The 25,201-nt window shown below is 32.8% G+C and carries 14 protein-coding genes; 4 read left to right on the top strand and 10 right to left on the bottom strand.

Annotation, left to right across the window (positions count from 1 at the left end; genetic code table 11):
• Positions 1 to 24 precede the first annotated feature (24 nt).
• The 10 genes from P2W65_RS14400 to corA form a co-directional block, all read right to left on the bottom strand.
• Positions 25 to 801, bottom strand: coding sequence for a glycerophosphodiester phosphodiesterase family protein (locus P2W65_RS14400; protein WP_289658366.1), 777 nt, complete (start codon positions 799 to 801; stop codon positions 25 to 27).
• 92 nt (positions 802 to 893) lie between these two features.
• Positions 894 to 3,194, bottom strand: a complete 2,301-nt coding sequence (gene bglX / locus P2W65_RS14395) for a beta-glucosidase BglX (protein WP_289658364.1) — start codon at positions 3,192 to 3,194, stop codon at positions 894 to 896.
• Between the two features lie 11 nt (positions 3,195 to 3,205).
• On the bottom strand, positions 3,206 to 3,829 hold the full coding sequence (locus tag P2W65_RS14390; protein ID WP_289658362.1) for a carboxylesterase family protein: 624 nt from the start codon (positions 3,827 to 3,829) through the stop codon (positions 3,206 to 3,208).
• Between the two features lie 98 nt (positions 3,830 to 3,927).
• Positions 3,928 to 5,301 (bottom strand): glucoamylase family protein, encoded by a 1,374-nt coding sequence (locus P2W65_RS14385; RefSeq protein WP_289658360.1) that lies wholly within the window; start codon positions 5,299 to 5,301, stop codon positions 3,928 to 3,930.
• A 72-nt stretch (positions 5,302 to 5,373) separates the two neighbouring features.
• Positions 5,374 to 6,855, bottom strand: a complete 1,482-nt coding sequence (locus P2W65_RS14380) for a RagB/SusD family nutrient uptake outer membrane protein (protein WP_289658357.1) — start codon at positions 6,853 to 6,855, stop codon at positions 5,374 to 5,376.
• A gap of 4 nt (positions 6,856 to 6,859) precedes the next feature.
• Positions 6,860 to 9,889, bottom strand: coding sequence for a SusC/RagA family TonB-linked outer membrane protein (locus P2W65_RS14375; RefSeq protein WP_289658355.1), 3,030 nt, complete (start codon positions 9,887 to 9,889; stop codon positions 6,860 to 6,862).
• A gap of 244 nt (positions 9,890 to 10,133) precedes the next feature.
• Positions 10,134 to 12,878 carry a helix-turn-helix and ligand-binding sensor domain-containing protein gene (locus P2W65_RS14370; protein WP_289658353.1) on the bottom strand — a complete coding sequence of 915 codons (2,745 nt, stop codon included), beginning with the start codon at positions 12,876 to 12,878 and terminating at the stop codon, positions 10,134 to 10,136.
• A 101-nt stretch (positions 12,879 to 12,979) separates the two neighbouring features.
• Positions 12,980 to 14,164 (bottom strand): acetate/propionate family kinase, encoded by a 1,185-nt coding sequence (locus tag P2W65_RS14365; RefSeq protein ID WP_289658351.1) that lies wholly within the window; start codon positions 14,162 to 14,164, stop codon positions 12,980 to 12,982.
• A 223-nt stretch (positions 14,165 to 14,387) separates the two neighbouring features.
• On the bottom strand, positions 14,388 to 16,481 hold the full coding sequence (pta, locus tag P2W65_RS14360; RefSeq protein ID WP_289658349.1) for a phosphate acetyltransferase: 2,094 nt from the start codon (positions 16,479 to 16,481) through the stop codon (positions 14,388 to 14,390).
• A 66-nt stretch (positions 16,482 to 16,547) separates the two neighbouring features.
• Complete coding sequence (gene corA / locus P2W65_RS14355) at positions 16,548 to 17,621, bottom strand: magnesium/cobalt transporter CorA (RefSeq protein ID WP_289658346.1); 1,074 nt, start codon at positions 17,619 to 17,621, stop codon at positions 16,548 to 16,550.
• 153 nt (positions 17,622 to 17,774) lie between these two features.
• Between corA and P2W65_RS14350 the strand changes: the two genes are divergently transcribed.
• The 4 genes from P2W65_RS14350 (at position 17,775) to P2W65_RS14335 (ending at position 24,973) form a co-directional block, all read left to right on the top strand.
• A complete protein-coding gene (locus P2W65_RS14350; RefSeq protein WP_289658344.1) occupies positions 17,775 to 18,404 on the top strand; it encodes a carboxypeptidase-like regulatory domain-containing protein in 630 nt (209 codons plus the stop codon).
• Between the two features lie 1,193 nt (positions 18,405 to 19,597).
• Complete coding sequence (locus P2W65_RS14345; protein ID WP_289658342.1) at positions 19,598 to 21,973, top strand: hypothetical protein; 2,376 nt, start codon at positions 19,598 to 19,600, stop codon at positions 21,971 to 21,973.
• 7 nt (positions 21,974 to 21,980) lie between these two features.
• Entirely contained in the window at positions 21,981 to 22,301 is a 321-nt protein-coding gene (locus P2W65_RS14340) for a hypothetical protein (protein ID WP_289658340.1), read from the top strand.
• 152 nt (positions 22,302 to 22,453) lie between these two features.
• Complete coding sequence (locus P2W65_RS14335) at positions 22,454 to 24,973, top strand: HD domain-containing protein (RefSeq protein WP_289658338.1); 2,520 nt, start codon at positions 22,454 to 22,456, stop codon at positions 24,971 to 24,973.
• Positions 24,974 to 25,201: the final 228 nt, after the last annotated feature.

The following is a 25,201-nucleotide window of genomic DNA, read 5'->3' as shown; positions in this document are numbered from 1 at the left end:
TGATAGATGTTAGTAAGCTCAGGATTATTTTTTGATTTTTAATCTTTCGCTTAAAAGTTCGGGCTCATTTGTTGTAATGTAATTGAATTTGTGTTCTATAAGCCAATCCATATCTGCAGCTTCATTTACAGTCCACGCATTCAAAATCACTTTATTATCTTTTGCCTCCTGAATCCATTCTGGATGTTTTTGAAAGACTGAATAATGATAATCGACACCATTGATGTTAGCTGCTTTCACTTCTTTTGGAGATTTATTTCCTTCCAAATATTGCAGTGAAGTTTTAGCATCCACTTTTCTGATTGCTTTTAGAATATCATAATCAAAACTGATGTAGCAGGTGTTTTTATCGGCTTTTATTTTTTTAATGGTTTCGACTGCTGCTACACCCGTTTTTTGTCCTCTTTCTTTACTGATTTCTGATGGTTTTATTTCACAGACTAAAAGAGTCTTTTTATTGTTTCTTTTTCCTTCTGAGATATACTCGTGAAGCGTTGGAAGTTTTTCTCCGTTAGAAAGCTTAAACTTGATTAAATCGGCGTAATTCGTTTCTTCAATCAGCATTTTATTGTAATGTGCATCATGATTGATCACAAGCGAATCATCAGCGGTTCTCCAAACATCAAACTCTGATCCTGGCAGTTTTAAGTCAATTGCATGTCTTAATGATGCGATGGAGTTTTCTGGCAGATTATTCTTTTTCCACGCGCCACGATGTGCTACAATCGCATTTTTCTGTGCATTACAAAAAGAAAAAACAAGCACAAAAACAACTGAACTTACTATTTTAAAATTCTTCATTTCATTCCTTTTTAAAATTGATTTTTTATTTCAGAAAAAAAGCCCTTCGCTAACCAAACACGCGAAGGGCTAATTACTAATCAATAAACCAACTATTTAGTTAACTCAAAACTAACTTTCTTATCGGCATTTGAATTACCTCCAATGAAGATATCAAACTGCCCAGGCTCTGCTACGAACTGTAAATCAGAGTTATAAAATTTTAAATCCTCTACAGTAATGTCAAAACTTACTGTTTGTTTCTCTCCTTTTTTAAGAGTTATTTTTTGGAAACCTTTCAATTCTCTAACTGGTCTTGTTACAGAACCAACTAAATCTCTAATGTATAATTGAACTGTTTCTTTTCCGTCAAAATTTCCAGTGTTTGTTACATCAACAGTTACTTTTAATTTTCCCGTCGAATTCATTTTATCTGAAGAAATTTTCAAGTTTGAATAATCGAAAGTCGTGTAGCTTAATCCAAATCCGAATGGGAATAATGGCTCGTTTCTTTCGTCAATATAATTTGATCTGAATTTTTCGAATTTTCCTTCAGTGTTAGAAAGCGGTCTTCCTGTATTTTTGTGTGCATAATAAATTGGCAATTGTCCAACACTTCTTGGGAAAGTTGAAGTCAATTTTCCAGATGGATTTACATCTCCAAATAAAACATCAGCGATAGCGTAACCTGCTTCTGTTCCTGCGAACCAAGCATTTAAAATAGCTGGAACTGATTTCTCTTCGTCAGTAATAACTAACGGACGTCCATCAAATAAAACTAAAACAACTGGTTTTCCTGTTTTCAATAAAGCGTTTAATAAATCTTTCTGCGCTTGTGGAATTTCTAAGTTGGTACGACTGCTAGATTCTCCACTCATTTCTGCAGATTCTCCTAAAGCTGCCACAATTACATCTGACTGTTCCGCAACTTTTAAAGCTTCTGCTAACATTTCTTCTTTTGAACGAGCATCACGATGTAATGTTTTCCCGAACATGGTTGCATTAGTTTCAAACGTTTCATCGTAATCTAAGTTGCTTCCTTTTGCATACAAAACCTTAGTTCCTGCTCCAGCAACTTCTTTGATTCCTCTTAATAATGAAACCGCATTTTCCATTTTTGTAGCTACGCTCCAAGTTCCCGGCATGTTTTCTTTCGCATCTGCTAACGGCCCGATTAAACCAATTGTCCCTGATTTTTTAAGAGGCAATAACTGATTTTGGTTTTTTAATAAAACCAAAGACTGCGCTGCAATCTGACGCGCTTCTTTTCTGCTATCAGTTGTGAAGATCTCCGTTTTAGCTCTTTTCTCATCACAATATTTATAAGGATCTTGGAATAATCCTAAATCGTATTTTGCTTCTAAAATCAATTTTACAGCATTGTCGATTGTTTCGATTGAAACTCTTTTTTCATCCAAAGATTTTTTTAAAGTTCCTAAGAAACCTTCTCCAACCATATCCATTTCAACTCCAGCGTTTAATGCTAAAGCAGAAACATCTTGAAGATTCCCCATTCCATGTTCGATCATTTCGGGAATTCCTGTAAAATCGGTTACCACAAAACCTTTAAAGCCCCATTGTTTTCTTAAAACGTCAGTCATTAACCATTTGTTTCCAGTTGCTGGAATTCCGTCCACTTCGTTAAAAGATGCCATAACCGAACCTACACCTGCATCAACTGCTGCTTTGTAAGGAGGGAAATAATCATTGAACATTCTGATATGGCTCATATCAACTGTGTTATAATCACGTCCAGCTTCTGGAGCACCATATAATGCAAAGTGTTTTACACAAGCTAAAATTGAATTGTTTTTAGAAAGATCGTGCTGCTGATATCCGTTAACCATTGCTTTCGCAATTTGGCTTCCTAAATACGGATCTTCTCCTGAACCTTCAGAAACTCTTCCCCATCTTGGATCGCGAGACACATCAACCATTGGAGAGAATGTCCAGTTGATTCCGTCTGCACTTGCTTCTTTCGCTGCAATCTGCGCACTTCTTTCAATTAAAGCCATATCCCAAGTACAAGATAATCCTAACGAAATTGGGAATGTTGTCTCGTAACCGTGAATAACATCCATACCAAAAAGCAATGGAATTTTTAAACGGCTTTGTTCAACAGCAATTTTCTGTACTTCTTTAATTTTTTGAACTGATTTTATATTGAACAAACCGCCCACTTTACCTTCAGCAATATTTTTTGCAACATTTGAGCTGTTTGCTTGCCCTGTAGTAATATCGCCCGAAGTTGGTAAATTTAACTGCCCTAATTTTTCTTCCAATGTCATTTTTGACATTAATTCCGCCACAAATTCAGACTTGGGTTTAATTTTCACTGTATTTTTAGAAGGCTTTTTCTGAGCATAACCCAAAACAGCGCATCCTAAAAAAAGTAAGACTAATTTGTTTTTCATTCCTAATTTATTTATTTGTTTGTATTCGTTTTTTTCTGCTGGAACATCCAGTCATAGATTTCTTGATTATCATAAACTCTTGTCCAGCTGTCATGATTTGCATCATCAAAAATGGTCAGCTTAACATCTTTTGCATTACATTTTTTCAATTCTTTGTAAATCGTGATGGCATAATTTACATTTACTACATCGTCCAATAGTCCGTGGAAAATTCTGGTTGGAATATTGGCTATTTCACAAGCGTGTTCTAACTGAATTAAATCTACAAAACCAGCGACAGGTACGTTTGCTGCAAATAGATCCGGATGTGCAAAAGCCAAATTCCAAGAAGCCCAACCTCCTGAGCTCAAACCAGTAACATATATTCTTTCTGAATCGATTTTATTCTCTTTCTGAATTTTTAGAATCAGCTGATAAATCGACTCTATATCCCAATTTTCATCTTCTTTGCACTGCGGAGCCAGAACGTAAGCATCCAATTGGTGTGTTTTTAAATATTTTAAAGGACCATGAACTTTCACTTTTTCAAGATCGGTTCCTTTTTCTCCATCACCAGAAATAAAAACAATCAAAGGCTTTTTCTCTTTAGTATTTTTTGGTTTATGCAAAACATAACCAAGTTCATACTTTGACATTATGACGGTATTAATTTTCCCAGTTGTTTCGCTTTGGCTAAAGCCGAAAAAAGAAAATAAAAGAGATAAAAAAGCTAATTTGTATTTCATGTGAATTCTTAGATTCCGTATTTCCCAGATTTAAATCCAAGTTTTGTTAAACCTTGTTTTACCTCAGGTGCATTCATGAATAATTTCCATAAAAGACCTGTTCTGTAATTTTCAATCATCACTACTTCAGGCCCTTGATCAATTGCCAGATAACGTTTTGCAACCCATTTATTTCCTAAACTAAGTGCATCGTAGAATCCCGCATCTCCCCAAGTTTCTTTTTTATGATTTTCGTATAAATTGCGGATAAAAGTCATAGACTCTTTTGGCGTATAAACAATTGAACTGATTGCTGCAGTAGGCGAAATCACGCCTTGATCATTGCTTGGCATATGTGCATTATATCCAATAGAACCATCAGGATTTCTAGAATAAGATGCTGTTAATCCCCAATATTCTGGGCCGTATCCAGGAATTTTGTTAGGGTTTTCAACACAATACTGATAATTGATTTTGGTCTGATTTACATTTAAATCCCAATAATTAGCATATTTATCACTTAATTGATTTGGATCTAAACCAACGTAAGAATAATGCGCCCAGAATAAAGGCCCGCCAAATTCTTCAGCACCATTATGCTTTAAAATTAAAGGCAGATTGTATTTTGTTTTTGGAGAAACTATTTCTCCGCCTCTTGCCCATCCTTCATGATACGCTTTTGCATCAATTGAATGAGTTGGTGAAGATGCCGCCATTACATAAGTAATCAGGCATTCATTATATCCTTGTAGAGGAAAGTTCATCTGCCAGGCATAATTTGGCGACCAATGCCAATACAAAACATTCTTATGATTAGTATACCATTGCCAGTCTACACCTTTCCAAAGTGCATCAAATTTTTGAGCAACTGCTTTCTCTTTTTCAGAACCATCTTTAAGATATTCACGAACTGTAATCATTCCTGCAACCAAAAATGAGGTTTCTACCAAATCACCACCGTTATCCTTGGTTCCAAAAGGTTTTACTTTTCCTGTATTTCCGTCGATCCAATGTGACCATGCTCCATGAAAACGATCTGCTTTGCCTAAAAAATCTGCAATTTTGTTTAGTCTTTCAACTCCTTGTTCTTTTGTAATATATCCTTGAGACATTCCTGAAACCAAAGCCATTAATCCAAAACCTGAACCGCCTGTTGTTACAATATTTGAATCGTTTTCAGGATAATTTCCGTCAGGATGGTAACGCTCTCTGGCCAATCCAGAATTTGGTTCAGCATAATCCCAGAAGTACTTAAAAGTTTGTTTTTGAACAGCATCTAATAGCTGTTCATCTGTTAATGCAGCAACAACAGAAGTATTTTCCTGTACATCCTTTTTTGATTTATCGGTATTACCGCAACCAAAAAAAGTAAAAGCTAAAAATAAAACTGAAATTCTAATCATTATAAAGATTTTGAGATTGTAATAAATAATCACTTCCTTCTAGAAACTAGAAGGAAGTGATATAAAGAATAATTAATTATATCCAGGGTTTTGAGAAGACATTCCCTCAGCAATCAAAATAAATGATGCTGGAATTGGGAACAATTCATTTTTACCTACTGTAAATACTTTTCCGTCTGCTGTAAAAGCATCTTTTGCCTGACCAGTTCTCACTAAGTCGAAGAATCTGTCAAATTCGAATGCTAATTCAACTCTTCTTTCCTTCCAGATTGCAGTTCTAACCGCCGCTTGAGAAGTTGCTGGAGTATCACCTAAACCAGCTCTGTGTCTGATTATGTTTAATAATGAAATTGCTTCTGAAGTTTGATTTAATTCATTTAAAGCTTCCGCTTTCATTAATAATACTTCTCCGTATCTTAAATATTTAATGTTAGCATCTGTTTCCCATGCACTTGTGTAAGCAGAAGAATAAGCCTTAAAGTTATATCTCGGATTAAGCGTAGTATCTACATTACCATCTTTATCATATATTTGAGGAATTACTCTTCCGTCATATAAAGTTGTTCCTCTAAAAATGATAGTTGCATCTTTTCTAACATCTCCAGTTTCATAAGCATTTACCAAACTTTGAGAAGGCTGATTGAATCCCCATCCCCATGCATCACGAACACCTTGAGTATTAGAATATCCTTGAATTCCACGAGCTGGTACTGCACCATTTCCGTTTATTTCAAAAATAGACTCTCCGTCATTTTCTCCTTCAAGCCTGAACATTTTAGCATAATCTGGAGAAATAATATATCCTGTAACCAAGTTGCAATTATCAACAACACTTTGCCATTTTTTCTGATACAAACTAACTTTTGCCAACAAAGCATAACAAGCTCCTTTTGATGCTCTTGCTTTTTCAGCATCAGCATACTGCGATTTATTTGGTAAAACTGCAGCAGCTTCAGTAAGATCTTTTTCAATAAAAGCATAAACTTCAGCAGCTGTTTTACGAGTTAACTGCATGGCTTTATCTTCTGCAGATAATGGAAGACTAGATACATGATCTACAATTGGCACACCTCCATAACATTTCACTAAAGTAAAATACATAAAAGCTCTTAAAAATTTTGCCTCCGCCATTAATCTTTCTCTTAATGCAGGATCAGCTTTATCTAATTTAGGAAGAATCGCTAATGCTTGGTTACATCTGTTGATTCCGTCATAGTTTGCATTAAAAGTACTTTCAGCAGATGGATTTGATGCATTATAAGTTAGGGCATCTAAAACATCTTTATCTGTACCAGTATCACTTGGAGTTGATCCTTTATCAGCATCATCAGATGTAATACTGGCTAATCCAATCCATCCGAATGAACTCATATCCCAATCTAAGAATTTACTGTAGATTGAAGTCACAAAAGTTTTTGCTCCGTTGTCATTGTTAAACAATTCGATATCATCTGTAGAAATAGTTTCTGTTTGTTTAACATCTAGGTAATCATCAGCACATCCAGTAAAAGTAAATGCTGCTAAAACGAAGATTGATATATATATCTTTTTCATAATATTAAAATTTTAAATTAGCACCAATTACAAATGATCTTAATGTTGGATAAGCATCCAATTCAATACCTTGAAGTTTATAAGGATCTCCATCTGCATTTAGCTCAGGAGAGAATCCAGAAAATTTCTGTGTAATGAATGGGTTGATTGCATTAAGATAAATTCTGCAAGAACTAATAAATTGATCACCGCTTAAAGGAAGTTTATATCCTACAGTAATGTTGTTGATTCTAAAGAAATCACCTGACTCCATATAATAAGTTGAAGCAACAGGAACAGTATTAAATGGTCTTGGATTTGGTGCTGTTGTATTTGTTGGTGTCCAATAATTGCTTGTCATAGAAGCTTCTATGTTTTCACCTCCAAAACGCTGTGCTTTTTTACCATTGTAAACTTTAGCTCCACCAGTACCGTATCCATCAACAGAGAAATCAATGTTTTTGTAAACTAATCCTAAAGAAACTCCATAGTTTACTTTTGGTAAAATCGAACCTACATATTTTTTATCTTCTGTTGCAGATAAAGCATCCTGAGTTACTTTATTTCCTGCAGCATTATAATAAAGCATATTTCCATTTGCTGGATCTACACCTGCATATTCATAAAGGTAAAAACTACCTAATGGCTGACCAACAGAGTTGTTGTATAACAATTTAGTATCCTGACCATTTCCTAAATTACCTCCAATAACTTGAGATAACGAAACATCTTTTAAACTAGTAAGTTCATTTTTATTGTGAGAGAAGTTACCTCCAACCCAGTAGCTTAAATCTTCAGTAATTTTATCATCCCAACGTAAAGAGATTTCATAACCTTTGTTTGAAACTTCACCCACGTGCGAAGGAGAAGCTGTTGTGATTCCTGAAGTTGGATAAGGTTTTACATATAAAATTACATTGTCTGTGTTTTTGTTATAAACATCAAATGATCCTTTTAACCTGCTGTCTAAAAATTCGAAATCAATACCCGCAGAAGACTCTTCTGTAATTTCCCATGTTAAAGCTGGATCAATTTGAGAGGTAATGCTTGATCCTTCATATAAAATTGAACCTCCTAAATAACTGTTTAATCCAGAATTATAACTCTGGCTGTTTAATGGTACATTTTGGTTTCCTAATTTACCCCAACTACCTCTTAATTTAATTAAATCAACTCCTTTAATATCTGACAAGAAACTTTCTTTAGTCATAATCCATCCAAGACCTACAGATGGGAAAGTTCCCCAACGGTAATCTTTTGCAAAGTTTGAAGATCCATCACGTCTAATAGTTCCAGTTACTAAATATCTGTCCATTAATTTGTATTGAACACGTCCAAAATAAGAAGCCAATTTACTTTCGTTAAATACGATATCTTGTAAATTCGTAACAGTTCCAGAATAATCTACACCTTTTGCATCTGTTGCATTATATAAAGACCAATAGTTCGAATCTGGGCTTACATTTTTTCTAGTAATAACTAATTTTTCTCTTGGTCCTTTTACAGACGTCTCAATACCAGCAGTTAATTCAACATCGTGAATTTTAGCAAATACTTTATTATAAGTTAAATAGTTAGATAAGTTCCAATTAAAATATTGCTCTCTACCTCTAGTCAATAAATTGATAGGATCTGTGCTTGAATAATCAGCATCTTTACGAGTTGGATTAGCCGCTAGCCAAACATTTTTAGTATCCTCAAAATTGTAATTTTTCCAAGTGTAATATTCACCATTAAATTGTGATGTGAATTTTAAACCTTCTAAGATTTCATAATCCAATTTCAAACCGCCTTGAAGTGTAATACTTCTTTGCTCTTCATTATAGAAATCTAATTGTGCTACAGGATTACCAACATTGTTAAATGAATTTCCTGTTGGACTTGCTACTCCATTTCCATCTGCAAAAGGCGCACCGTATTGACCATTTGCAAAACGTACAGGAACAATTGATGATTGTTTGTATGCATTTGTAAATGCGCTTAATGGTTTTGGTGTAGAATTAGCTGAAGTGAAGCTAAAGTTCTGATTTAAAGTGATCTTTTTAGAAAGTTTAAATTCATTATTATTTCTAAAATTTGTACGGCTGTAATCTAAACCGTTTAGAACCGCTTTTTCTTGATAGTTTCCTGCACTAAAAAAGTATTTCACATTTTCTGTAGCACCAGAAATAGAAATATTATTTTGAGTGTAAGTTCCAGTTCTTGTAATTTCATCAAACCAATTTGTATTAATCGGCTGATTTGTAGAGAATCTGTTTGTTCCTAAAGCTGCGTTAGTATAGCTTGCATATTGATTCGCATCAGCCATTTTCACTTTTTTAAGTGGCGTTCTGATACCGCCAAAGCTTTCAACTTCTACAGAAACTTTGTCACCTTTACCTTTTTTAGTAGTAATAATGATAACCCCGTTTGCCGCTCTTGTACCATAAATAGCCAGAGAAGAAGCGTCTTTAAGGATTTCATAAGAAGTAATATCATTTGTATTAATATTATTGATGTTTTCTGTTGGCATTCCATCAACAATATATAAAGGATTTCTACCTCCTAATGCAGTACCTAAACCTCTAATCACTACAGAAGGCGTACTTCCTGGAGCATCTGAAGAAGTAACCTGTACCCCAGCTGCTTTACCTTGAATAGCCTGAGAAGCGTTTAATACTTTTGTTTTAGTAACATCTTCTGCTTTTAATGAAGTAATTGCTGAAGTATTATCAATTTTCTTTCTTGTACCATAACCAATAACCACGACTTCTTTTAAAGCAGTATCACCTGCTTCTTTTAATGTAATAGTCATTTGACCTGCTGTTGCTGGTACAGAAACAGCATCGAAACCAAGCATAGAGATTTTTAGGATTTCTCCAACTTTAGCATTAATGGTAAAATTACCATCGAAGTCAGCATCAGCAGAAGCTCTGGATTCTGAAGCACTAATAATGGCTCCCGGAACTCCCATTCCGCTACTGTCTACTACTTTTCCTTTAATTGCTTGTGCCTGTCCCATCATATATGTAGGCAGCAACAAGAGTGCTAAAAAGCTAAAAATAAAATTTTTCATACAGTACGTAATCGTTTAAGTTAGTAGAGCCAAATTAAACAATTACAACGTTGTAGTACATCAATTACCACTACAACACAGCTACATCATTATGTTAAATTTTAAGATTATATAATTGATTATCAACAAAATAAACATTAGTAAATTTTCTTTAACATAACGTTATGATGTAGTAATGATGTATTAGAAATATGTAATAATAGATATCTAAAAATATAATATCTGCAAAAAATAAAATCAAATCTTACAGACTTAATAAAAACTTCGACAGGTTTTCGTCTTGTGTGAGGTTTAATTTCTTTCTGAGACGATATCTATGCAATTCTACACCTCTAAAAGAGATGTTCATCATAGGAGCAATTTCCTTAGAAGAAAGGTTCATTTTAAGATAAACACAAAGCTTAATATCTTTTGGAGTCAAGTGTGGATATTTTTTAGAAAGATTGATGATAAACTCATTATGGATCTGATTCAAATTGGTTTCAAATATTTCCCATTCGTGCTTATTTACTTCATTAATCTTTATTGCTTTTTTAATTTCGCTTTTTAGTTTAGAAAAATCTTTTTCCGTTTCTAGAATTCCTTGAATTTTATCAATCATTTCTGTCTGCTTCGCAATTGATAACGATTTGCCTGCTACTTCAGAAGATTTACTTTGAAGCTCTAATTCTAAAATATGTTTTTCGTATTCCTGAAGATTGAGCTCATTTTCTTTTTTCAATTCCATTTCCAGGATTTCTCTCTGATGTTTTAATTCTTCAGCCTGTAGCTTTAATTTTTGAGTATATCTAAATTTATTCCATCTGTAATAGAAAAATAGGACCGCACCGATTACAAATAAATAAAGAAGGATCATCCAAAAAGAGAAATACCAAGGCTCTGCTACTTTAAATTTGTAAACAGAAACTTTTTCATAAGTTGCTCCGTCATGCTTAAATATCTCTACAGAATGATTCCCGCTACTTAAATTGTTTAGAATAATCAATCCGTCAGAAATTGAAAAAAAGTCTTTCCCTTTATCTAACTTATAAAATAAATTAGGCTTACTTGCTCCATAAATTCCCGAAATGGCATTTATTCTTAATTCGGTATTGAATTTAATTTTGGATTCATTCGGAACTAAAACATTATTGCTGAATGCTTCAATTTCTATTTTAGAGTTTTGTTTATTCTCATATTTTAGCTTAAGCGAAATAAATCCGTCGTCAAGATTAAACAAGTAATAATTATCTTTCTTAAAGATTCTTAAATTTTCATTGATGAGTTTTCCTTTATAATATTTCTCTTGAATAATATTCCAGATAAACTTATTTCCTTCAACATAAATATGGTATAATATGCCATTTTGCAAAACCATAAAGTGATCTTCGTCTATAGAAACAATGTCTGTTACATTTTTAAAATTTTCATTAAACAGCTCGTTTTCTTCCAATTTACCTGCAATCGAGTTATAAGTATACCAAACATTATTAATCAGAAAAAGGATTTCTTTTCTGAATTCAAAAATCTTGATCCCAAAATCGTTTATTATTTTACTTTGCTGTGTGACATTTTCAACTTTCAAAGTATTATAATTATCATCTAATACAACACGATACAAACCGCGATAATTATCAGCAGCCCAAATTTCATTTTTTTTATTCTGCGCTACATATTTTATAGGTTTTGCAAGTTCTTTGATAATCTTATAATGTGAAAGATCTGAAGGATTATCATAAACCAGAATACCGCTATAGGTAGACTGAAAATAGGTATCATTAATACTGCTCTTGGACATATTCCAGCCTCCACTAACTCCATTTATCTTGGTCAGCAAACCATTTTCATAAGAGAAAGTACCATCATTATGACCAATAATATACTTCCCGTTTATTAATGAAATATTCCAGCCCTGACCTTGTGTATTGGGCATCATATTAAATTTTCCTGAACTGTATTCGAATATTCCGTGATTAGACGCGATTAAATAACCTTTATTAATAGTTGCAACAGAATAAACAGAACCTAAAAGTCCCGAATTGTCATAAAAGAAAGAAATCGGTGAATTGACCTCAACATGTGCAATTCCGTTATCCAACCCAACCCAAAGATCATTTTCTTTATCAAATCCTAAACTCAGCACTGAGTTATTCATCAAAACATTATCTCGTTCAATATTTTTATAGGTATTGTTTTTGAGATCTAAAATAATAATGCCTCGATTCCCTGTTCCAATAACTAATTTTTCTCCTTTTATAAATTTAGCAACATTTATTGTAGCCGATTTCAAAGTTTCATTTATCGGATTGTCCCAGCTTTTTAAGCCATCTTTATCTACGACAAAAACACCTTTTTTCTGAGTAAATATATAGGTCTTGTTTTCATGTTTTTCGATAGCATGAACGACTGTCTTTTTAAGAACATTCCATCCTTTAGGATTTGAAATATACTTATCGTTCATTTTAAAAATTCCGTCCTGAACAGAAGCCACGTATAGATTTTTATCTACAGCAAAACAGTACGAAATAAGAAAAGGAAATTTAATTTTCTTGATTGTCTTTCCATTATAAATAAAGACATCATTAAAGGATTGAAAATAAAGCGAACCATTAAATCTGAAAATTTTCCAGATTTCTTCATTATCCCTTTCATCAAATAATCTTAGATTTTTGGTAATCGAAACATAATGCATAGTTCCGTCTTTTCGGTACCAGTAGCCAAACTCTTTATACGAACCAGAATATATTTTATCGCCTTCAATAAGAATGGATCTGATAATAGTTTTGTTCGGTAGTGTATATTTTTCCCATTTTACTCCATCATAGCGAAGCAAATAGTGATTGTTAGCAAAATACATCGCATCATCATTTCCCTGAACTACATTCCAAATTTGATTATCTCCCTGATAATCGGATTTGCTGTAATTTTCTACGAAAGGAAGTAATTCTTGTGCTTGAAGTTGTAAAGCGATGAAAAAGAAGAAAACTGATTTTAAAAGTATCGATTTCAATATGTTCAGATTAAAACTCAAAGATACTCACAAAAATTTAATTTCTAAAAAGTAAAAAAGCTTCTCGATGGAGAAGCTTTTTGAACTATTAGAATTAATATTTAATTTTCAAGCAACTGAAAAACCTGATTGGCGATTTCATACTCTTCATCAGTAGGAACAACCAACACTTTTACAATTGAGTTTTCTGAGTTGATTTCTCTCAATTCTTTAGAACGAATTTGATTTTTTCCTGCGTCAATTTGAATTCCGAAATAATCCATATCGGTACAGATTAAATTACGCATAAATGACGAATTCTCGCCAATTCCTGCTGTAAATATGATAGCATCCAAACCGTTTAAAGCTGCCGCATAAGCACCAATTGTTTTTCGAATTCTATACGCATTCATCAATAAGGCTAGTTTGCAGTCTTTATCTCCTTCTTGAGCTTTAGATTCGATATCTCTTAAGTCGCTGTAACCTGTTAAACCAAGCATTCCGCTTTGTTTTAGCAAAATAGAATTCACTTCGTCTGGAGTGTAGCCAAGATTTTTCACTAAATAAAAGATAACCGACTGATCAATATCCCCAGCGCGAGTTCCCATAATTAAACCATTTGATGGCGAAAATCCCATTGTGGTATCAATACTTTTTCCATCTTTTACAGCGCTCATACTGCAACCGTTGCCTAAGTGAATCGTAATGATTTTAGAATTCTTATCTAAGTAATTAATAGCCTTTTCTGAAACATATTTATGGCTTGTTCCATGAAAACCATAAACACGAACTTTATGCTCAGTTAAAAGGAAATTCGGAATCGCATATTTATGTGCTTCAACTGGAATGGTCTGGTGAAAAGCGGTATCAAAAACAGCCACTTGTTTGGCATCTGAAAAGATTTCTTCAGCAACGTTTATTCCAACCAAATGTGCGGGATTATGCAAAGGCGCCAACTCTGAAAGCTCTTTAATTTTTTCTTTAACTTCTTCTGTAATGATGGTCGTATCAGAAAAATAACTTCCTCCATGAACTACCCTATGTCCAACTGCTGCAATCTCCGAAGTCGTTTTAATCACTCCTTTTTCTGGATCTAAAAGCAAATCCGAAACTTTCTGTAAACCTACTTTGTGTGTTGGCATTGGTAGTATTTCTTCCAATGAATTGGAAGCTGTTTTAAAGGTTATATTTGAAGTTTCTAAACCAATTCTGTCAATCATACCGCTACAAATTACTTCGTTTGTCGGCATAACCATTAATTGATATTTAATTGAGGAACTTCCTGAGTTTATTATAAGTATTTTCATTTTTTTTAAGTTGCTAAGATACTGAGTCTCTGAGATGCTAAGTTTTCTTCTCGAAGACAGAAATTTTATTGTTGAATTAGAACGCAGATGACCCTGATTTACTTCGTAAAGACGCGGATTAAAACGTATTTTTCATTTCATCAAAATAAAATCTGTGCAAATCTGTGTTTTCGCGATAGCGAATCTGTCTTATCCGCGTTCTATTTTTTAATTGTTAATGAATTTACATTCCTTGTGCCTGAATCGCTGTAATGACAACTGTATTGATGATGTCATCTACAGTACAGCCACGACTTAAATCGTTTACGGGTTTATTTAAACCTTGTAACATTGGACCAATCGCCAAAGCTCCGGTTTCTCTTTGAACAGCTTTATAAGTATTGTTTCCTGTATTTAAATCAGGGAAAATTAATACACTTGCTTGTCCTGCTACTTCAGAATCTGGCATTTTGCTTTTTCCGACACTTAAATCAACCGCAGCATCATACTGAATTGGGCCTTCAATCTTTAAATCAGGTCTTTTTTCTTTTACAATTTCGGTTGCAGTTCGAACTTTTTCTACTTCATCTCCTTTTCCAGAAGCTCCAGAAGAATATGAAAGCATGGCAATTTTTGGTTCAATTCCAAAAGCAGCACTTGATTCTGCTGATGAAATAGCTATTTCTGCCAATTGTTCTGCAGTTGGATTTGGATTGATGGCACAATCTCCAAAAACAGAAACACGGTCTTCCAAACACATAAAAAATACTGAAGAAACAACAGATGAATTTGGCTTGGTTTTAATGAATTGCAGCGCTGGTAAAATCGTATGCTGTGTCGTATGAGCCGCTCCAGAAACCATTCCGTCTGCGTGGCCTTTGTACACCATCATGGTTCCGAAATACGATACATCTTCCATTAAATCTCTTGCCATTGTAATGCTTACGTTTTTGGCTTTTCTCAACTCATAATATGTATTTGCATAATCTTCGTAAAACTCAGATTCTATCGGATTAATGATATTTACTTTAGAAAAATCGAATGTAATTCCAAGTTCTACAACCTTATTTTCTATTTGTTTTTTATCTCCAATAATCGAAATATCGACTACATCCATGTCTAATAATCTTGAAGCAGCCGTAATAATTCGATCGTCATTTCCTTCTGGAAGCACAATATGTTTTCGGTGCTGTTTCGCTCTTTTAACCATGTTGTATTGAAACATTTTCGGCGTCATACCTTCTGCTTGGAAAGTGATTAATCTTTCTGATAAAGCATCGTTATTGACATATTTCTCAAAAGTAGTTATTGAAGTTTCAATCTTATGCGTGTTGTTGGCATAAATCTCCGATTTAATCGATCCAATTTTGTTTGTAATGTGATAAGTTCCACCATCAACAGCTATAATGGGTACAATGGCAGAAAGTCCTTCAATAAGTTTTAAAATACTTTCTTCAGGAACAATATTTCCTGTTAGGATAATTCCTGAAATCGTTGGATAATTAGCCGATTCATTTGCTTGCAAAGCTCCCAAAATAATATCTGAGCGATCTCCAGGAGTAATTACTAAAGCATTATTATGCAGATGCACCAAATAGTTATGCAACTGCATCGCTCCAACACTGTAATGACCGATCTCGTTATTCAGATAATTTTCTCCAAATAAAACTTTTGCATCCAATTCGTTTACAATTTCCTGCATCGTTGGATTATTCAAACTTGATATGAGCGGAATCGTATTAACTAAAACATTTGGAGGAAGACTTTTCTGAAGGCTTTTGGTAACCAATTCTATATTTTCGGGTTGTACTTTATTAGCAAAAACAGATAAAACTTCTACCTCTTTTACTTTAAATGAATCGTAAACCAAGTACAAACTATCTACTAATTCTTCTAAAGTTTTTCCAACTCCCGACCCTATAATTATGGTTGGAATTCCAAGATTTTTGGCAATTAAAACATTCAAATCTAATTCAATTGAAGTCCCTTCTCCTGTAAAACTTGTTCCTTCAACTAAAACAAAATCAAATCGTTCTTCGAGCTTTTTGTATTTTTCAATAATTAAATCCAAAACCTCTCCTATTTTTCCTTTATTCTTTTTCTTGATTAATCTGCTTTTCGTAATTGCATAAGCATCTTCAAATTGAATATCAAGGTTAAAATAAGACAAAACAGTTTGAATATGATTATCTACCTCGCCATCAACAAAATCTTCAATGATAGGTCTAAAATATCCTACTTTGGCCGTTTTACCAATTAAGATACTCATCAAACCGAGTGTAATAATTGATTTACCACTATTGTGATCACTAGTGGCTATATATATTGCTTTACTCATAATTATTTATATTTATTCTAAATAACAAATTTAATAGAAATCATTCTTTTTTTACAGAAACAAACGTTAAAACCAGCGCCTTTTTTTGAAATAAACAATCAAAGCTACAACTAGTAAAAGCATTATGCCCATTACCACAAAATAGCCATTTCTCATTTTGAGTTCTGGCATGTATTCAAAGTTCATTCCGTACACTCCAACAATAAAAGTAAGCGGGATAAAGATGGCCGAAATGATTGTCAGCGTTTTCATGATTTCGTTCATTTTTCGGCTTTGTTCTGAGAAATAAAAATTAGAAGCACTCTCCAATGCACTCATATCCGATTCTATCTGTTCTAAGAGCTCTAAACTTTTCTGATGAAGTCTTACAAAGAAATTAAACGTTTCTCTCTGTATAAGACCGTTATTTTCATCATCATCTTTAATCGTTTTCAGATAATATAATGAATCTCGCAACGGCACAATCGAACGTTTTAAAAAGTTTAAATTATCACGATGGTTTTCAATTTTTTCTAAAATTACCGGTTTAGCTTCTTTTTTAGTTATATTGATTAATTCTTCAATCTTATCTTCTTCATCTTCCAGCGTAATATAGAAATTTTCCATAACGGCATCTAAAAGCAAATACAAGAGATAATCTACTTTTTTAGTTCGTACAATTCCCGCATGCGTACGAAGACGCTCGCGAATGTGTGTAAAAAAATCGCTTCGTTTTTCCTGAAATGAAATTAGAATACCTTCTTTTAGAATAAAACTAATCTGCTCAACACTGATATTATCTGAATATTCAGAAGGTAAAAGGGATTTTATATTGAAGAATAAGACATTCTGCTGTTCTTCTAATTTGGTTCTTTTGGTTGTGTTTAAAATATCAGCTAAGAGGAAATCATCCAATTTAAAATGTGCCCCAATTGTTTTAAGCAAACCAATGTCATTTAAACCATGAACATTTAACCAATTGTTTTTAGTATAATCAAAACAAGAATTCAAGGCAAGAACCGTAAACTTATCATATTCAACAACATCTTCATCATCATATACAAAAAGCTGCATTTCGGTTTCGTGCTCTTTGTGTGTGCCTGTGTACTCTAATGTAATGTGTTGCAGCTTACGTCCTTTCTTGTATTTGATCTTTCTCATTCAAAAAAATTTACAATAGTAATATTACGAAAAAGAATTCGAAGAAGAAATGACAATTATCAGTTTGATGAGAAATTCTAAAATAGAAAATTAAAAAAAAATTACTTTTATAAAATCTAAGTTATGAATTTTGTTAATTAATAAGCGCCAAAGATGAATCATAAAATAAAAATCTCCATTCCGGAACCATGCCATGAAAATTGGAAGGAAATGTCACATGCAGAAAAAGGAAAATTTTGCAGTGTATGTCAACAAAATGTGATTGATTTTACAAAATCTTCAGACAAGGAAATTATTGCTGCTTACAATAAAAATTCATGTGGCCGTTTTAGACTTTCTCAGGTTGAAAGAGGTTATATATTTCCTAAAGAGAAAAAATCGATTTGGGTAATTGCAGCGGCAACTTTTATTGCTTTATTGGGTCTAGGAAATCACACTGCAAGAGCACAAGGAAGACCTAGAATAGAACAAACAACAAATCAGCAGGATAGCAAAAATCCTATCGTCGAGTATATAGGAACCATATATGATACGGAAACCAACATGCCAGTTCCTGGTGTGGAAGTAAATGTAAAAGGAACTAGAACTTTTGTTACAACGGATTTTAATGGTGAATTTACGATTAAAGGAAAAAAAAGAGATGTATTAATATGCAAATCTATAGGTTACGAAACTAGAGAATTCAGACTTAGAAAAAAACATAAAATCATAATAAAACTAACACACGTGCCAACTCCAGGAGTTATAATTATTTCGAAAATCAAATCAGAAAATGAAGATTAAAAAAAAACCGAGCCATTTCTGACTCGGTTTTCTATCTTAATACTTTGTACTAATTTCTTAATACTAAAGAATTATTTTACTTCTTCAAAAGTAACAAACCTATATATAACGGCACATTACAAAGCAATGGTACAAATAAGGTACAAATAAATCTGCAAAATAACGAGTAAAAAGACTACTAAATTAAAGATTTGTCCACTCATTGGATCTCAAAAGTTTCCCAATCAAAAAAAGATTTACTTAATTAAAAATCAAAACTTTAAATACTATTTACATTCCAGTTTTTCAACAAACTTATTATCAGAAATTTAATTTGATCATCTTCAAAACTGCTCAAATTTTAATGGCAGATTTGTGGCACATTGCATTTTAAAAAACAGAAATCCAGTAAAATAAAATCCTTACAAGCTTAGGTTCGAAACTTTATATACTCTAGGGCTAATGTCTTGATAACAAAATTAAATAGTAATATATTAAATAAGCAACCTACTATTCTCATCAATCTCTCCTCACTGTTCAAAATAAAAAATAAAAACATAACTAACTCGAAATACTTATAAATTAAAGCAAGGGAAAAACGCTCGATAAAGGATTAGGAGTGCTATAAGTTCCGAAGGGCGCATGGAGAGAAAGCACACTCCGTTATGTACATGCAGCAGACAGCGGGCGCTATCTTGGCTACCTCTTTATCCGTTTCGAATGAAAAAATTTAATAGATTTTATACTTTTATCTTTCAGAAAAAGTTCACAGCTGCTTCTACATAGGAATCGACACCCACGTAGAACAAATCAAAAACCTTCCTCACTATTAACCTCAAGCATGTTCAATGCTGAGCTTAAAAATTCCAAATCACGGGGGATTTAATAAGCTATCCATTTTATAGCCATCTGTAATTATTAAAAGAGAAAGCAGTCAATATCAAGAAAGCTTCATAATGGAAAATGCTAAAGAGGTTAAAGCAAAATAATCCTAATATTTTGATTATAAATTTTAGTGAGATATCAAATTAAAAAAATCTGGACGATACCAAATCTTATCCTTGATATCAAAAAACAAGTATTAATACTTATGATTATGTTAACCGTAATCTATAAGTTTGAAATTACTTGTTCATATTATGGTTTTCCATAAAAATTTTAAATGCTGAAATTCAATATTTGCATAAAGAATTTACTAACGTACTATTAAAATAATGAAAAAATATTCTGATTGGTTTAAGGTCGATTTACATATCCATACTGATTTTAGTAAAAAAACTAAAACTAATGACTATCAAGGAAATTTTGATATACTTGTCCTCAAGCAAAAATTAATTGAGAACGATGTAAAGTTATTTTCATTAACTGACCACAATATTATAAATATTGATGCTTACAAAGTTTATTACGACAATTACGCCGTGGGAGATCCAAAGCTCTTAATTGGATGCGAGTTTGATATTGAAGTGCCAGAATCAGGCAAATCGATTACCTACCACAGTGTCATCATTTTCGAAAATGACAATTTTGAGAGCGTTCAGACAATCTCGCAAAAAATAGAAGATTTGTATGCCAAGAAAAATTGCGTATTGACCGACAGAAAGATTGTTATAGATGACCTATATGACTTATTCAATGATTTAAATTTCTTCTTCATACCGCATGCAGGGAATACAAAGAGCATATTGGATCCCTACATGAGTTATGACCTGAAACTATGCCAGCAGATGGTGCTTCTTATGCCGAGTGCGTTTGAAAAAGTGAAAGAAAGTGCCAGACAAAGATATAACGAAGGTTTCGATAGAATCAAAACACTGGATTTTAAGGAAAAAGATGATATCCCGTATATCAATTTTTCAGACAATCATAACTGTAATAAATATCCATGCACTAATAAGGATGGGGATGACCACCAGTTTTACTGTATAAAAGGAAAACCTACATTTGAATCCATCAGATTTGCATTCATTGATCCAAGTTCCAGGATAAAGAAATTTTCAGAAGTAGAAGTCTTACAGAGATTTGACAATTTCCTGCACAGCATTGAATTTACCGACAGTCCAATTATTAAAGATACAACAATAACCTTCAGCCCAAACCTAAATGCAATTATTGGGGGCCGTTCAAGCGGCAAAAGCCTGCTTTTTAATATCTTGGGGAAGAAAATAAATAACAGAAAGAGCCAGATCGAAAAATACGGTATAAATATCAGCAATGCGAATGTCAAAAGCTTTTTGGATAATGACTACAAGAATATGATCAGTTATAATACTCACGATATCATTTACATCAATCAGGGCGACATTGTAAATTATTTTGAAAATAAATCATTAAAAGATTTGATTAATGAATCGGGAGAAATTGAAAACTATAAGACAGCTTTAGAGTTTTTCAAAACTAAAAAACAAGATTTAATTAATATTATTGATGAACTTACTTCACTGTATAGTAAATTATATGATGTTTTAAACTCAAATTTCACTTTTCACGATAAAGATATCACTTCTATTCTTGATTCGAGCTACATTTTCAAAAGTATTCAAAAGATTGAAAGCATGACGGACTCGTTCAAAAGCTCGGATGATATCATCAACGTACTTCTTGAAAATGCTGAAAAATTCGAGGTTAATGAGAACTGGACGTTTACAGTCGAAGAACAAAAAATAATTAAGGCTTTTAAAGAATTAGTAGAAAATAAGAAAGGTATATTTGAGAATTTAAAAAACGAATACAGCAAAAAAGAAAATTTTATTGAAGAAGTTAAGAATGTCATTGTAAGCAAAAATGCAAATTTGGATTTAAAAGGAAGGGAAAAAGAAGCATCCAATCAAAGGCTTGCAATCCTTAAAAATAATATTTCCGAGGCATTTGACATTGCTCTGCAGATTCGTGACCATTGTATCCATTTCGAAAATTACAGTTATGGAGGAGTTCAGGAAATTGCCATTAACGATGAAGTTACCGTAGTGCTGGAAGTTGAAAGCACTGAAATTCTAAAAGAGAAAGTCTTTGATGGCATAAGCGGTGTAAACAACAGCCTGAATTTATATGAAGCCCTTATTAAACTAGCATTAGGCGCAGTGAAAATAAAAAACTTAAACGAAAATTCTGCCGAAAACCTTTCAAAAAAAACCTATACTAACATTAAAAGCATACTAGAATCATTCGATAAGCCAACCGAATATCTCAAATATTCCGAGGAAAGCACCTCTAAAAACAATTCGCCTGGCTACAATTCCGAGAAATATCTGGAAACAATTCTGCGAAGCGGCATTTCAAAAATAATTTTTATTGATCAGCCTGAAGATAATCTGGGAAACAAATTCATTACTGACAAACTTATCAATCTGATCAGAATTTTAAAATTTAAAAAGCAGATCTTCCTAGTCACCCATAATCCATCTATTGTGGTATATGGTGATGCGGAAAACGTCATAATGTGCACTAATAATGAAAACATAATCGAATACGAGCAATTCGTATTAGAGGAAAAAGACCATCAAAAAGAAATCTGCAATGTACTGGACGGTGGCCAGTATATTTTTGAACAAAGAGCCAGAAAGTATAATATCAAAAAAATAATACAATAATCAAGCTATGAACAACATAATTGTATCAAATATAATTGAACAGGATAAAATCACAATTAATTTCGATCCACAGGACGGGACCCTTTCCTTCCCATCAGTCGATTTAACTACCAATGGAGATATCGACTTAAATCCTTTGATTTTGAAACTAACAGCTTTACTTGAATTGGATACCAAGCTGGAAATACGATATGTCGATTCTCTCTCCTTACTTTCACAGGACTCAAAAATAAAATTGATAAAGGAAACTCTTGACGATATATTTGATTCTTTTAATTCAAATATATTAAAAGAGGATGAAACTATAATTGAAGATGAAGATTTTTAATCCTGAGGTTTCCATAATTGTGAACATACTTCCCAAATGGAATCTACACTCATCAATAAGGATATAAAGCGAACTGCCAATAATTTTAAATTAATATCCATAATAAATTACTCTTGCCATTTAGCCCATACGCTTATAGAACATTAAAAAATATGCAGGTACAAAACAATAAATTAAAATTAGACTCAAGGATAGCTATAGAAGATTTAATATTAATTAAACATCTTCAGAATAGTGAATTTTTACCGGAAATTAAGGCTGTATACAATAAGGTTTGTAATTTGTTAGATGATCGTATACCTACGATTTTTGATAACTACACGCTGCACAACACACAGCATTCTTTCAGAATTATGGAATATATGGCTAAACTGATTCATGATATTTCTCTTTTGGATGAGTTAGAAATTGTCCTTTTAGTATATTCTGCATTACTACATGATGTAGGGATGGCAGTCAGTCAGGAAGATATTGATTTAATTAAAAGTGACCAATTGGTATTTTCCGACATTAAATATTCATCCATGAAGAAAGTAATGGGGAATGACGAAGAAGCGGCGCTCAAAGAATATGTCCGAAAATTCCATTCATCTCTTTCTGCGAAATTCATACATGAAGTTCTTAAAGATCATTTCCGCATACCAGACCTTTCAAGCCAAAATTTTGTTGGCGAACTAGCTTCAATATGTGAAAGTCATACACAAAATTTCGACTGGCTAAAATCGTCTTTAACGCAGAGAGAGATTAAAGGCCGGTACCATTTCAATTCACAGTATATAGCCTGTATTTTAAGATTAGCTGATATCCTTGACATCGACTCAAGCAGAACTCCATACACTTTGTTTAAATCAATCAATCCTGTCGGGCAAAGTGAATCGGAATGGAAGCAGCATTTTATTATTTCCAATACAGAAAAAATTGAATTTGATAAAGTTACCAATCAGAAGAAAATCGTATTTCACGGAACATCAGAAAATGCTAACATACACCGGAAAATATTATCGTACATTGACTGGGTAAAGGACGAACTAACTCATTCCATGGACTTAGTCAACAAAATGTCCAGCCAGTATAACTTACTTTACAATCCATCTCCAGAAATTAATATAAAACCCAACGGCTTCAGTTTTTCTGACTATAAAATGACGCTAGATTATAAGGCTATTAGCAATTTGCTGATGGGAGAAAAAATTTATGGCAACAAAAACTTAGGTTTACGAGAATTAATTCAAAATTCATTTGACTCCTGCAAAGTTAGGCAAGAAATAGAGGAAGAAAGTTATGAGTTCGGAAATGAGAGATTCTATCCAAAAATTAAAATAATACTGGATCCAATCAAAGACATGGTCATTATTAAAGACAATGGCATGGGAATGTCAATGGAAATTATTAAAGACCATTTTTTGAACATAGGCGTTTCATACTACAATTCCTGGGATTTTAAATTGAGAAATTTTAAATATAATCCGATCGGAAATTACGGGATTGGATTTTTGTCGTGCTTTATGCTTTCAGATAATGTTAAAGTGATCACAAGAAAATTTAAATCCAGGCATAAGATAACAATTGAACTGGAAAAAAATAATGAATATACGTCACTTACCCAGATTGATGATTTCAATTTTGATGGAACTGAAGTGATTTTAAACTATAATGCTTTCATTAAAGTCTTCTCCAATAAGTTTGACAATGTTCATGATTTCATGAAGAGATACTTTTTAACCGATGGTGTTTCAATAGAATTAATCAACAAACAGACTCAAGTCGCTACTGAAATAATTAATTCGATCCGAACTCCATTTTCTTCGGATTTTGTGGAAATTAATTTAAGTAATTACCTTAAGAACATTGAGGGCCAAATAATCATAAAAGAGAAAAAAAATTATGCTTTAAAAATTGATGATTTAGATTTCGAAGGAGAATTGTACTGTTACAATGACGATGACGGATTACAAAAAGTTGATGAAAATACTGTACTGGAAATGGACGACTTCATTATTGATAATAATATAAAATATATGTCTATTCCGCTTGTTGATGCCGAAATGGAAGAACGTTTTTTAAACGGCATAAAGTTTACCGATTCGGATGTTAATGATGTAATTGAAAAATTGGACCGCGAATTAAGATGGATTGCCGTAATTGTCCATAAGGATTTTCAATACAAAATCTACTCCTGTATCATGGACGATGATACTTCCTGCCTCTTTGACAAATTAACCTTATCCGATTTGGTAGAATTGGGACATACTGAAAATTGCTCAACATCTATTTTTGAAAAAGAAATCAATATTTTTGAAGGAAGAAAAAATGAATTGTACCTTCCATTCGAGAAAGGTGAAACATATATGTACCGTTACAAAGATAAGAAAAGAAAAGAATTGTTTGTCCGCAATGTTCTAATACAGGATTTCTTATTTAATTTTCCGTACTCTGCTTCCATATTTGAAATTGAAAGCATTGTTGTAAATATCAATTCGCGTAACATTGTACCAAACATTACAAGGAATGACTTTGATTATGTCATGAAAAATGAATTGAATTATATTATAGGCAAAGCGCTTCATAAAGGAGCCTTAGACATGCTGAATCTGGATAAGGATCAAAAAACTACGTTAAAAAATTTCATAGATGCTTTTTACGAGAGCAAAACAGACTATGATTTAGATTAACTAATGGTTTAAAACCAAAGTACAGCTAAATTCTTTATTTAAGTCACAAATCCCACTTAAAAACCTAATTATAAGCTAAGTGTAAAAGCAATAGGAATTATGTATTTGCATATGCTAAAGCATTGTATTAAAAATACCCCATTGCCACGTCTTCGTCCTCCAAAACTGTTATTTTGTCCTGGACAGAAATGAGTAAAAACGGGGTCAGTGCTGATTTCCTAAATTGCG

The organism is Flavobacterium panacagri, from assembly GCF_030378165.1.
Taxonomy (GTDB): Bacteria; Bacteroidota; Bacteroidia; order Flavobacteriales; family Flavobacteriaceae; genus Flavobacterium; species Flavobacterium panacagri.
This window is presented reverse-complemented; position numbering and strand designations above follow the sequence as displayed.